Source organism: Candidatus Rickettsiella viridis (genome assembly GCF_003966755.1).
Lineage (GTDB): Bacteria > Pseudomonadota > Gammaproteobacteria > Diplorickettsiales > Diplorickettsiaceae > Rickettsiella_B > Rickettsiella_B viridis.
The window spans coordinates 1,020,164-1,033,628 of the sequence record NZ_AP018005.1; the positions used below are offsets into that span (position 1 = coordinate 1,020,164).

Sequence of the window (13,465 nt, forward strand, 5' to 3'; positions counted from 1 at the left end):
GAACTAAAATAATAATATGCGTCTTTTATTTTGTAATTTTCATGAAGCCAATGGTGGTGGCCAGGATAGCTATCTGCTCAGCCTGATTAAAACCTTGCAGGCCCATCATAGCGTTGCTTTAGCATGTCCACCCTCTTCTAGACTCTATTTAACACTACAACAAAAAGTGCCATGCTTCGCTATCAATTATAAGGCCCTTTTCCGTCAAGGTAGGTCATTATTTAAGCAACTGTATGCCTTTAAGCAGTGGGTTGAAAAACAAGCCATTGACATTATTCATGTCAATGGTTCAGCCGATCATCGCGCTGTGCTGCTTATTTATCCCTTCTTAAAACACCGACCTAAATTAGTTTTAACCAAACACAATGCCCTGCGCATTAAGTGGGGTGCTTGGCTGAGAATGCGTTATTTCACCGATGCAATTATTGCCGTCAGTCAATCCACTGAACAACATCTGCTTCAGGCCGGTATACCACTTGCGCTAATTCAAACCATTCCCAACGGAATAGACACCCATTTTTACCAACCCATCTCCACTGAACAAAAAAAGCAATTACGCCAACAACATGGCTTAAGTATGGATGATTTTATTTTGGTTTCCAGTGCAGGAACGGCCGACTGTAAAAACTGGCCTTCGTTAATTGCCGCCATCGCGGCACTACCGGCTAAATTAAAAAATAAGATTAACGTTATCATTGCAGGCAAGACCCCTTTGCCACAACAAATGCAAGCCATCCATCCATTTAACTTAAATGCACAGATTATTTTTACCGGCCTACTGGCCGATACCCGACAGTGGATGCGGCTAGGTGATGTGGGCTTTGTGTTATCCAATGCAGAAGAAACCATTTCTTTTGCGTGTAGAGAAATGATGGCGATGGGTCTTCCTGTGATTGTCTCTAATTATGGTGGTCTGCCAGAAAATGTCACGGACGAGGTTGATGGTTGGATTGTACCCGTTAATGACATTCCGGCTTTAACCCAATGTTTAGTCAGGCTTTTAAAACAAACTGATTTAACACCCATCGCTCAACATGCTCGAGAAAGAGCAGTAAAACATTTTGATAAAGCCGTTTTTATTCAGAGCACGCTTAAGCTTTATCAGCGCTTAATAAACCTTCCACTTCTGCCGCGTCAATAAACAGGCGTTTTATTCCACCTAGTCATTGATAGTCTGCATACCCTAAAGCCCAACTACTCCATTTAACATAAAAAGTCTCTCTGCACAGTACAAAAAAGCGTTATATACGTGTAAGCGCATGAAATAATGGTTAATTTTTATTTTAGTCTGCCACTAAAGTTTTTCGTCATTGCGAGCCCGGCACCTATCTTAAAATATTGAGTAACAGAAATAACTGATACGATGACATACTTTCTGTGAAGTTAGGTGCGGGGCGCGGCAATCCAGTAAAATGCTCACTTTTTTCCCTGGATGGCCACGGTTGGAACATCGTTCCAACCGTGGCCATGACGGCTTATTTATCATTTTTGTACTGTGAAGAGAAAAAATCTCTATAAAAATAGATACTTAATAAAATATTAAGGAAGCCTTCATAATTCATTAACTTCAGCCTGCTACATTACACCATCAATTTTTTATCTAAAAAATAAAAACATTTATTCACATTAAAAATAATAAAAATCATGGTTGTGACATTTCAAGCAGCGCTAGAACAGCTGAAAACAATAGAAACCTTATATACTGAAAAAGCTGTTGAAAAACATGCTGAAAATAATCCTGATGAAGCAGCACGCATACAAGCAGAGCGCATACAACAAGCACAGCACATACAAGCACAACTATTAGAAGCCTATAAAACAGATACCAACGCACTGAAATGCTTAAATAAAATTTTTCAGACGATAAAAAATACCTCGCTGAAAAAGCAAATTTCTACAAATATTGAATATAGCACCCCGCATGATGCCGAAAAATACGGTGAATATTACCATGCTGCACACTACCAACAACTACTCCCTTATTGCGAGCTAGCCTATCTAAGCGAGAAAAATGGCAGTTCTGAAGAATCTGAAGAACAGGCCTTAAAATTATCGGTATTATTTGATAATACTTCTGAAGTATTGACGTATCTTATAAAAAGTGCAAAAAATAAATTATCAGTGCACGATGCCTGCTTGTTTAGCTTACCCGATGTATCACAATGTGATTTTAAGGCATGGAAAAAAATTATTAAAAAAAATATTGATAATATCGTATTTTTTGATCTTTTAATTGAAATTCCCCAACTAGAAAAATTAATTCTAGAAAACAAATTGCAGCCCGGTCAAAAACTCGATAGAAACGCATTAAAAGAGAAAAAGAAGAAATTGCAGGAGGCAAATGTAAAATTTAAGGACTTAAAAAGACGACATGGTATTTTAAGCAATAAAGAAAAAAACAAATATGGCAATTCAATTAAACAATTATTAATCTTAAAGCAAGAATTATTTAAATTGAGTGCAGGAATAAAATTATCTGAAGTCGATTCAGCTGTATTAGCTGCGGTTTGTAACGAATATTGGATGCGTGACCCAGAGCTGGGAATTCCTCGTAGCATGATGTTAGAAAATCAATTAACCGACAAAGATTTTATAAACTTTAAAAAATTAAACCGCCAGCATGCCGGAAAAAATATTCCGGACATCAGCTTAGATGGGGCAGCCGATCATTATCCTGGGGTTTATTTAATGAAAGTCCCTGTACAGGATATGCAACAGGCCGCCAGAGCGGCATACCTTGGCAAGTTAACCGCTTGTTGCCAATCACTTTCAGGACAAGCGGGACAACCTTGTGTTATCCACGGCTTAACGAGCCCTCATGGTGGATTCTATGTACTTTGTGAAGGGGACCTACATGATCAAAAAATAAGCGATCCCGTACTCGCACAATGTTGGATTTGGCGCAGTCAATCCAATGCGCTGGTATTTGATTCGGTAGAATATGATAAATCGCCCGGAAAGATTGATATCACGATGGTTGCAGCCTTATACAAACGACTTGCCAAACAGTTAGTACAAACAGGTCATACTCACAAAGTGGCAATGGGAATACGTTCAGGTACAGGCATGAAATTTAAGGAAAACATGGTTAGCCATTCAGAAACAGAATGTTTTATAGACTATAAAGGTCATAATGATTCTGCCGCACAAATTGTGTTATATGATAAAAATAAACTATTTTATACCTATACTGAGGATGATGAATCACGCCTAGCGCTTGATCGTCGCCTAACAGAAATAATGCAAGATGCCTCTCCCCTGGTTCAATCTGATTTTTTAGAGATCTTACTCAATTGGTTGAGCTTAAATCCTAGCCAGCAGTCGTTGGTGCAAACCATGATACGTATCGCGAAAGAAAATAATCGTGCGCATGAGTTTATCTCTATTAGAAAAGTTCTTCACGACTATGTAGAACATAAGCTAAAACTAACGACAGAAAATATTTCGTCACTCATAGATAAAAATAGCTTCTTTTTATCTATGGTGGACAAAGAATACGGCGCTACTCCGCTACACAGAGTCATTAGATCGACTCATGACGATCTATCTACAATAGCGTTACTATTAGAGCATGGAGCCCCTATTGATAAAACAGATAAAGAGGGAGACACCCCCTTACACTATGCTTGTCAAAAAGGTAATGCAGCCGTTGTAAAATTATTGTTAGAAAAAGGCGCCTCTATTAATAAAGTAAATAAAAACGAAGATACTCCCTTACACTATGCTTGCAAAGAAGGCAATCAAGCCATTGTAAAGTTATTATTAGAAAAAAACGCTTCTGCTAGCATACGGAATAATGAGGGTGAAACTCCCTTTGATGATGCTTGCCGGAACGGTAATGTAGCCATTGTAAAGTTATTCTTAAAGGAAGATATCTCTATTAACACACCAAATGAAGATGGCAATACGCCTTTACACCATGCTTGCCGGGAAAACCACGAAGCCATTGTGCAATTATTGTTAGAAGACGGGGCCGATCTTTCGATTAACATGAAAAATGAACAGGGTAATACGCCTTTACATGAAGCTTGTCAGAATGGAAACGAAACTATTGCACAATTATTATTAGAAGAAGGGGCCAATCTTTCGATTAACGTAAAAAATAAACTGGGCAATACCCCTTTACATGAAACTTGTCAGAATGGAAACGAAATGATTGCCAAATTATTGTTAGGAAGAAAGGCCTTTATAAACATAGAAAATAGTGTCGGCGATACGCCTTTACATCTTGCTTGCGAAAATGCTCATGAAAGCATTGTAAAATTATTGCTAGTAATAGGAAGAGGAAAAGAACCCACTCGCATTAATACCGTCAATTCTTTTGGCGATACCCCTTTACATAAAGCGTGTGAGTCTGGTAATGAAAGCATTATAAAATTATTGTTAGCAAAAGGGGCCTCTGTTGATATAGCAAATAAACAGGGCCATACGCCTTTAGATGCAGCGCGTAAGAACGGTAGCGAAAGCATTGTAGAAATCCTATTAGCGCATGCTTCAAATAATAGCTTCTCCAATTCTAAGCCCAGCTTTTTTAAGCACTCACAACCGATAGCACAAAGTAGTTTACAGGCTCAAATATCTCTCAAAACTTAAGTTTTATCAGGATTTAACAAACATTCCACTTCTGCCGCGTCACTAAACGGATGTTTTATTCCGCCTACTAGTTGATAATCTTCATGCCCTTTACCTGCTATGAGGATAACATCCTCTACCTTAGCGCTTTGAATGGCGTAGCTAATGGCAAGCCGTCTATCGGGCTCTACATAAACCGGTTTTGCACCGGTTAAACCTTGTTGTATCTCTTGAATAATCTGATTTGGATCCTCAAAGCGCGGATTATCATTGGTGATCACAATACTATCGGCGTGTTGTTCCGCCACCGTTGCCATCAAGGGACGCTTCCCTTTATCTCTATCTCCCCCACAACCAAATACACAATATAAAGATCCTCGACAATGTGTTCGCAGCGCCTTGAGTGTTTGTTGTAGCGCATCCGGTGTATGTGCGTAATCGACCACAACCAACGGTTGATGCAACCTGTGAAAAGCCTGCATACGCCCTGTTACGCCTTTCACACCTGAAATAACTTTTGCAATATCTGATAAAGAAAAATCGAGTAATTTCAGTGTCGTTAACACTAATAATAAGTTACTGAGATTAAAAGTTCCTATTAAAAAAGGATTCTCAATGCTGATATCGCCCCACGGCGTGGCGATATCAGCCTTCAAACCCTGTCGCTTAAACTCATAGTGTTTCACCCATACCTGTGGAATAGATGACAACGCAGCAGGCGGTTTTGCAATAGAATAAGCGATCACGGGTAACTTTCCCGCTAACTCGCTAAGCCATGCTTTTCCATACGGATCATCGGCATTGAGTACCGCGTGCTCTACACCAGGCAAATCAAACAGCGATCGTTTGGCTTGTGCATACGCCAAAAGACTACCGTGGTAATCCAAATGATCACGCGTGAGATTGGTAAAAGCGGCAATAGAAAATTCCATACCATTCAAACGTTGTTGTGCTAAACGATGCGAAGACACTTCCATAAAGACCACTTCTGCCTTCCCTTTTAACAAGACCGCTAATAATTGTTGTAATTCAATGGCATCCGGCGTCGTTAATTGAGTAGGTTCTAGATGACCATAAAAACCATTCCCTAATGTGCCAATAACACCACAGCGTCTATCCAGTTGCTGCAAACATTGCGCTAAAAAGTGTGTACAGGATGTTTTACCGTTGGTGCCGGTAATCCCGATCACGGGTAACTGTTGACTCGGATAAGCAAAGAATCGAGCCGCAATAAGGCCCATATAATGGGTTAAACGCGCAATAGGAATCAGCGGAACCGAACAAGAAAGCGTGGATCGTGCATCGGACTCTAATAAAATCGCCGCCGCCCCCTTCTCAATCGCTTCATTGAGGAAATTTCTACCATCCGATTGAATCCCTGGGTAAGCAAAAAACAAGTCCCCCGGCTTAAGCTGGCGACTATCTTGGCAAAGTCCGGTTATTTGCGGATCCTGGCCTAAGTCAGAACTGCAAATACCGTCTAATAATTGATTGAGGTGCATAAAACTAAGGATATCATGAGACTTCTTTCAAAACTGCATAATTTGCTCGATTTCATTGTTAAACGCCTGGCTCCGGTTCTCATTTACCATCTGTAAACTCCGATCCTCGCCAGTCGTTCGCCGCGAACTCAAGCAAATTCCTTTGTTTTGAAAGAAGTCTACCCGCTATATTCAGCCAAAGGAATCGCTTGCGTAGCGGCTAAAAAATCACTATTATAAATAGTAATCATTCTCATTTAGAGATTTTATGCTTAAGGCAGCGATTCCTCTCACCCAGCTACGATCAGGGCAATCGGCTATTGTGCATGGCTTTAGCCCAGATATAGCCGCACATTGCCGCAAACTTCTGCAAAACCTGGGTATTAATCGACAAACCGTTATCACCCTGATACGACGCGCACCTTTTGGCGACCCCTTACAACTGCAAATATTAGGTAGTCAATTCAGCTTGCGAGCGAGCGAAGCCTGCCACATTTATGTGGAATCTTCCGATTAAAATAAGTCAGCCATGATGAAAAAAAATAAAATCATTGCCATCGCCGGCAACCCCAACTGCGGGAAAACCGTTATATTCAATGCACTCACCGGCAGTCGGCAAAAAATAGGTAACTGGTCGGGCGTCACTGTCGAGAAAAAAAGCGGCTCTCTCACCCTAGGTGATCAGCGCTACGAAATGATTGATCTTCCAGGCACCTATTCACTCAGTGTTGTTTCAGATAATAGTGGTGTCGATGAATGTATTGCCTGCAACTATCTACTCTCAAATCCACCGGATACGATCATCAATGTCGTTGATGCCAGTAATTTAGAACGCCAACTTTATCTCACTACACAACTCTTAGAAATGCGCCTGCCTGTCATTATTGCACTCAATATGATGGATATTGCTAAACGCCGTGGCATCAACATTGATGTCGCACAACTCAGCCAATCATTAGGTTGTCCGGTTATTCCTTTAACGGCTATTCGTGGCAAAGGCTTAGCGGAATTACGTCAGGCCTTAGTGCAAACGTCGCATTCATCGGAACCTATCACTTACCCCCTTGAACCGGCACTACAAACCGCCTGGGAAGCACTGAGTCAAAGCATGGATCCCGCGGTCAATCCTTTGGTCAAGCCAAAGGACGGCGGCCGGGACGACGTCCTTTGTCCCCGTTGGTTAGCACTGCGTCTATTAGAAGATGACAACCTTGCAAAAAAACTTGCCAGCGCAGAAGAACGAAATGCCGCAAAATCGCTACGCGATGAATTACGTACACAGTTAGGCGAAGAACCTGACCTACTCATCGCCGATGCACGTTATCGTTGGATACAATCCTCGCTCAAACAAACTATAAAAAAACAAACCAACAACAAAACATTTACGTCATCTATCGATCGCGTCATTCTGAATCGCTGGTTAGGTATTCCTATTTTTCTATTAGTGATGTACTCCCTATTTTTATTTGCGATTAATGTCGGTGGTGCATTTCAAGACTTTTTTGATATAGGCAGTACCGCGATTTTTATTCATGGCACTATCACGCTGTTAAATTCTCTACACCTACCCGCTTGGCTCATTGCATTGATCGCCAATGGTTTTGGTAAAGGTATTAATACCACGATTAGCTTTATACCCGTTATTGGCGCCATGTTTTTATTCTTATCGTTATTGGAAGACTCGGGCTATATGGCACGCGCTGCGTTTGTTATCGATAGATTGATGGCCGCGGTGGGCTTACCAGGAAAAGCCTTTGTTCCTCTCATTGTCGGTTTTGGTTGTAATGTACCGACTGTGATGGCTACGCGTACCTTAGCCTCAGCACGCGATCGCATTTTAACCGTGATGATGGCGCCTTTTATGTCCTGTGGCGCACGTCTGACGGTATATGTTTTATTTGTAGCTGCATTTTTCCCACACGGCGGTGCGCTGATTATTTTTGCTCTCTATCTCATTGGGATTATTACCGCCATTTTAACAGCCTTCTTATTGGGTTCTACCACCTTAAAAGGCGAAAACACGCCGATGATTTTAGAATTACCTACCTATCATTGGCCACATTGGCGCACTATTTTTCTGAGCACCTGGCAACGACTGAAATTATTTTTAATTAAAGCGGGACGCTTCATTATTCCTATCTGCATGCTCATCGGCTTTTTAAATGCCGTCAGCATTCATGGCAAACTTATTTCGGGTGAAGCAAACCAAAGTTCCTTATTATCTTCTATTGGCAAAACAATAACACCTGTCTTTTATCCCATCGGGATTCAAAAAGATAATTGGCCCGCAACGGTTGGTTTAGCCGGTGGTTTGCTGGCGAAAGAAGTCGTTGTGGGTACGCTGAATACGCTATATTCACAAGTAGGACAACTCACCGAAGAAGAAGATTCTTCTAATATCTTAACGGAATTAAAAACAGCAGCGCTCTCTGTGCCTAAAAATCTTGCCGAACTCAAAGTTAGCGTATGGAATCCCATGGCAGCGAAAATGGCCGCGCCCGATACCACCCCCGGGGTTTACGGTGTCATGTCCCATTATTTTGACGGCAAGATCGGCGCTTTTGCCTACTTATTATTTATCTTATTATACTTCCCGTGTATTTCAACCATGGCCGTCATGCAGCGAGAAATAGGAAGAAGCTGGGCTTATTTTTCGATGGCATGGAGCACAGGTATTGCTTACGCTGTCGCCACTGTGTTTTATCAAACCGCTACTTTTATGCAGCATCCTCTGCAATCATTACTGTGTTTTTTAATCATTGGCTTCAGTTTAATCGCAACGCTCTGGGCTTTACGCTATAAAACCAGTGGATTGACAACATTCAGCACACCAAGCACTAGCGATTGTTCCGGAGGTTGTCATGGCTAGTTTACTCGATTTAAAAAAATTTATTGCTGAAAAAAAAGTCGTTAATCTCTCTTTACTATTACAAACTTTTCAAACCAATAAAGAAGAAATCGTCGCTATTTTAGATTTATTAATACGCAAAGGTTGCGTCAAAAAATGTATTAAAACACCCGCTTGTGCAACCCGCTGTTTTAAATGTCAGCCCGAATCGTTTGCTTTATATCAGTGGATCGAGCCAGTCACCCGCACTTAATACCCCCTGCAATAAAGAGAAGACGACGCTTATTTACAGACTAACTCGTTAATGATAGATTCCGCCTGCTAATATTATATATGCGTCGAACGATATAATTGATAGCCATAACAAAAATTATAATAAAAAATGTTTTCCCGTCTTATTAAAGCCACCCGATGCTCTCTCCAAGGGTTAGCCACTATCTGGCGACATGAGCCCGCATTTCGTCTGGAATGCCTGCTTTTATTGGTGGTAATCATTGTTACCTTATACATCGATGTGAGCAAGGTAGAACGTCTGCTGCTGATTGCTTCCATAGGACTTGTTTTAATTGCTGAAATCATCAATAGCGCGATAGAAAAAATAGTCGATCGCATTGGCACCGAGCACCATGTGCTATCAGGTCAAGCCAAAGATATAGGCTCTGCAGCCGTATTCCTGACGCTACTACTGGCTATCTTCACCTGGGTTTCCATCCTATGGAAATAATAAGACAGCTCTATTCTGCCACTGTTGATCTGCCCAATAAGCGACACTACGTGATACTACTTCTATTTTCTATCATCATTGATGCTTCTTTTGGATATTCGCTCGGTATTGTCCATTCATTTGCACTATTTTTTCTTTTACTGTTAATTTTAAAATATAATCGACAGCTTTATCTAGCCATTACACTTCTTTTCGCCTTGCTTGCCGCCTTCTATTTTCCTATCGGACAAATTTTTGGTGATCCTAATTACACTGTCATTACTGCCGCATTTTATACCAATAGAGGTGAAGCAGTAGGTTTATTAGGTAGCATCCCTATTATTTATTATATAGGCAGTGTTCTAATTATTATTCTGTGGGCTTTTATAGCCAAACTACCTGAAAACCTCGCTATAAAAGCTAATAAATTTATCGTAGCCTTTGTGTTAATAAGCACCTTCTTTATGCCACTAAAAAGAGCATTACAAGAAGGTGAACTAGATTTATCCGGAATAGGCATTACCCCCGTAAAATTTTTATTAACTGCATACCACAATAGCTATTTTGTTAGTAAACAATATAAAGAATTCAAAGAAATATTAAGTAAAAAAGATAGCTGGAAAAATGTCTCTGCACATCTAAAATACCAAACATATATTCTGGTTATTGGTGAAAGTGTACGAAAAGATTTAATGCACAATTATGGCTTTGCCATTAACAACACGCCCTTTGCCAGCCAATCCAACGGGCTTTTTTTCGACAATTATTTATCGGCTGGTCCCGCTACCGTCATCTCTTTAACACATACCTTAGCCGAACATCCGAATAACGAATTACAACTGCAAAATAATATTATCAACCTAGCCAAAAAAAGTGGCTTTTATACCTGGTGGATTTCTAATCAGGGTTATCTTGGCGAATTTGATACACCAATTAGTGGTATTGGAAAAAATGCTAATACATCACTATTTTTACAATCCAAGGATTTAGCACGCTTTAAAAATGCGAGTGATAGCGCATTATTGCCTTTTATTCAATCTGCACTCAATAGCTCAACCCTACACAAACCGAAGTTAATCGTCATTCATCTTATTGGCTCTCATCCTCCGGCTTGCCAAAGAACAAAAAACCAGTTTAATGTTTATTTCCACTCCAAAGAGCTATCCTGCTATATCCAAAGTATTCAAAATACTGATACTTTATTAAAAAGCATTGCCTCACTAGCAAAATCGAGTGGAAATAGCTGGTCCATGATGTATTTTGCCGATCATGGGCTCGCTTTAAGAAAAGGTTTTTTAGAGCACAGTGATAAATATCAGCAAAATTATCGTGTTCCGATGTTTATTATTTCCTCCGATGACACACATAAAAGAACAATAACGGCCTATCGTTCTGCACTTAACTTTCCTTTCCTCTTCTCACAATGGATAGGTATTCATGCGCAAGGTTTAGAAACCACGTGCAACTACCTGTCAAATGAACCCTGTAAAAATCAGACTAAGGTCATTTTGATGGACAATAAAACACAGAAAGATATTGATACATTACCTTTAAATCCTATTAAAAAATAAAGAAGGACTTGTTGCTACCCGAACCTCCACATCAAGAAATCTTTAAACCATTACGTACATTGTCAGCAACATCGACCATTTGATTTTTAAGTTTATTTTCCCTATAAAATTGTTGGATAATGCTAGCCGCTTTCTTAATTCTAGCTTCCCGTTTCTGTACTAAAGCTTGACCTCGACTCAACCAAGAACAATCATTCTTTTCTCCTATCTCTGATCTCATCAACTGAGAATAGGCCGCTGGTGTTGAATGAAAAGCGAGATGTTGACCTGATTGGAAAGCCTTCTCTAATCCATAATGACATAATCCATAAGGAATTATGGTATCAGTAAATTCCACAGATGACACCTCATAGATAGGCGAAAATAATATTACCAATAATCCGCCCGGACCAGTTGTATGGGTAACACTCAATTTTAGTAACTTAGACTGGCAAGTTTCACGACTGCTTGCTACAAGATCTTCATCCGACATGGCTAACTTCTTTTTACTTTCCCTAATGAGTTTTTCAGGTAACTCTCTATCCTCCATTACTCTCACTAAAGCTTCCCTTATCCCAATAGCAACATCACACACTGCCATTTTAGCCATCTCCTTACAAAAAATCTGATTATTTTCCGTTTGACGAATTATTTCTACGCGCAATTCACGACTAGTTCTTTTTTCCGCTATCTTAGCTAGCACTGTAAGATACTGATGTTGTATTGACTGCGGAAACACTAGTCCTAATTTCTCAACACCCTCTTTATCCCAAGCTACATAAGCAGAAAATGGCGAATCTTCAGACGACTGTGGTTTATAACAAGCTTCATACAATGAACATTGTATTTGTTTGATAGTAGGTTCTGCTGTTTCTGGATCAACCACAGCAATGATGTCATTGTTTAGTTGCAGTAGCTCATATTCCTGCTGCTGAAAGTGACCAGAAACAACGACACTTCCCATATTGAATAAAATATTTTGTTTTACTTCCATACTAGAGGGTAGATGACGGGTATCAATGTTAGTATCGAAATCACTATACGTACCTAATGTGTAGATAGGTTTCAACCATCGCAATATGTCACTAGCAACCGCTACATTTCCCGCTTCATTCAAATGTTGAATTTCGTCTTGATAGATCGTAATTAAGCGTTTTTCTTCTACGCTCTGACAAAAAGGAATAATGTTCTGCTGTACATCATGACTCAGGATATGATGCTTTTCACAAAATTTAGTTAAATCATTAAACGCCTTCTCAGATAGCAAGCTGCGATCATAAATCAAATGAATCTCATCGTATTGATTCACACTCCGCATATTTACAAGCCGTATTTGATTCTCAAGATTCAAAAAACTATCGGGATCCTTAGTTAACCAAATTTTGACGTGTCGGTGCGGGTTAAAAGTATAAGTCATTGCAGAAAGTACCTACTGTTATTAATTTCTTGGCGTTTAAATTTTTAATTGTGATGCATTTAGACAGCTGCTTCTTATTCTAGTGCAATTATTTCTTGTGTTTCAATATTTAGTATGGCTATTAGCTGCACAAAAAAATCTTATACAGATATTATTTAATGGTTTGTAAATTTAATAATTTTAATGGAGTAAATTTAGATGAAAATAAAAAGTTTAATTACGGTGGCTATAATAGCCCCGCTGCTAGCGTTTAACTTAACCGCAAAAGCAGGCACTTGCCCTGCTTCAGAAGAGTTTGAACAAAGAACGAATGCTTCTGGCAAAATTGACTTTATCGATCAAGATGGCGATTTTGCATTAGCAGAAAAACCCATTGCTTTTGCAGGTGCCACATTTATGAACCCTAGTGAACCAGTAAAGGGCGTACGATATGGTAAAATAAGTGCCTGCTTATATTTAATAAAAGACGCCTCTACTAAAAATCCTACTTTTAAAAGTCTTGCTTTAGTGCAGAATTTAAAAACTAAAGTTGCCACGATTGCAGCTGACTCAGAAGCTTGGAAAAAGCATACAGATACAAAAGGTAGGGAAAGAGATAACCGTTACGATTGTGAATCTGATGATGTTGAAGATTGTCAATTTAATTTGTATTACTTAAAAAAATAAATCATTTTATAGCTTAAACGTGCTTATTATCCGCTATATTGACTAACATTTCTCGCAACACAACCGCAAGCGCTGCATTCATCTGTATCGCCTGTGTTAAATGACGACCCCTTTTTCTACCTACCTTATCCCTACGTTAGCCTAATTTTTATTTTTGCCCCTGCAGCGGAACGTTCTTTTGCGCAACAACACGTTAAGGATACCCTAATTATTTGCATTTAAAATATA

At 39.7% G+C, this 13,465-nt stretch carries 10 protein-coding genes; 8 read left to right on the top strand and 2 right to left on the bottom strand.

What is annotated here, in order from left to right; genetic code table 11:
- Positions 1-16 precede the first annotated feature (16 nt).
- Together DMP02_RS04690 and DMP02_RS04695 are read left to right on the top strand one after the other, a co-directional pair.
- The gene (locus DMP02_RS04690) at positions 17-1,141 is read left to right on the top strand and encodes a glycosyltransferase family 4 protein (protein ID WP_126322907.1); all 1,125 of its coding nucleotides are present in this window, start codon (positions 17-19) and stop codon (positions 1,139-1,141) included.
- 503 nt (positions 1,142-1,644) lie between these two features.
- Complete coding sequence (locus tag DMP02_RS04695) at positions 1,645-4,593, top strand: ankyrin repeat domain-containing protein (protein WP_126322908.1); 2,949 nt, start codon at positions 1,645-1,647, stop codon at positions 4,591-4,593.
- Here DMP02_RS04695 and DMP02_RS04700 read toward each other — a convergent pair.
- A complete protein-coding gene (locus DMP02_RS04700) occupies positions 4,590-6,074 on the bottom strand; it encodes a UDP-N-acetylmuramoyl-L-alanyl-D-glutamate--2,6-diaminopimelate ligase (RefSeq protein WP_126322909.1) in 1,485 nt (494 codons plus the stop codon). The genes DMP02_RS04695 and DMP02_RS04700 overlap by 4 nt on opposite strands.
- Before the next feature lie 247 nt (positions 6,075-6,321).
- On the opposite strand from DMP02_RS04700, the gene DMP02_RS04705 reads away from it, so the two are divergent.
- From DMP02_RS04705 to DMP02_RS04725, 5 genes are all read left to right on the top strand, one after another.
- A complete protein-coding gene (locus tag DMP02_RS04705; RefSeq protein ID WP_126322910.1) occupies positions 6,322-6,570 on the top strand; it encodes a FeoA family protein in 249 nt (82 codons plus the stop codon).
- A 15-nt stretch (positions 6,571-6,585) separates the two neighbouring features.
- Positions 6,586-8,922 carry a Fe(2+) transporter permease subunit FeoB gene (gene feoB, locus DMP02_RS04710; RefSeq protein ID WP_126323505.1) on the top strand — a complete coding sequence of 779 codons (2,337 nt, stop codon included), beginning with the start codon at positions 6,586-6,588 and terminating at the stop codon, positions 8,920-8,922.
- Positions 8,915-9,154 carry a FeoC-like transcriptional regulator gene (locus tag DMP02_RS04715; protein ID WP_126322911.1) on the top strand — a complete coding sequence of 80 codons (240 nt, stop codon included), beginning with the start codon at positions 8,915-8,917 and terminating at the stop codon, positions 9,152-9,154. Before feoB ends, DMP02_RS04715 begins: the two co-directional genes overlap by 8 nt.
- Before the next feature lie 129 nt (positions 9,155-9,283).
- Positions 9,284-9,625 carry a diacylglycerol kinase gene (locus DMP02_RS04720; RefSeq protein ID WP_126322912.1) on the top strand — a complete coding sequence of 114 codons (342 nt, stop codon included), beginning with the start codon at positions 9,284-9,286 and terminating at the stop codon, positions 9,623-9,625.
- Entirely contained in the window at positions 9,616-11,175 is a 1,560-nt protein-coding gene (locus DMP02_RS04725; protein ID WP_126322913.1) for a phosphoethanolamine transferase, read from the top strand. Before DMP02_RS04720 ends, DMP02_RS04725 begins: the two co-directional genes overlap by 10 nt.
- A 31-nt stretch (positions 11,176-11,206) precedes the next feature.
- Here the strand turns inward: DMP02_RS04725 and DMP02_RS04730 are convergent, their stop codons facing one another.
- Positions 11,207-12,571: a glycosyltransferase family 88 protein gene (locus DMP02_RS04730; RefSeq protein WP_126322914.1), complete on the bottom strand. Its 1,365-nt coding sequence runs from the start codon at positions 12,569-12,571 to the stop codon at positions 11,207-11,209.
- 198 nt (positions 12,572-12,769) lie between these two features.
- Between DMP02_RS04730 and DMP02_RS04735 the strand changes: the two genes are divergently transcribed.
- On the top strand, positions 12,770-13,237 hold the full coding sequence (locus tag DMP02_RS04735; protein ID WP_126322915.1) for a hypothetical protein: 468 nt from the start codon (positions 12,770-12,772) through the stop codon (positions 13,235-13,237).
- The last annotated feature ends 228 nt before the right edge of the window (positions 13,238-13,465 follow it).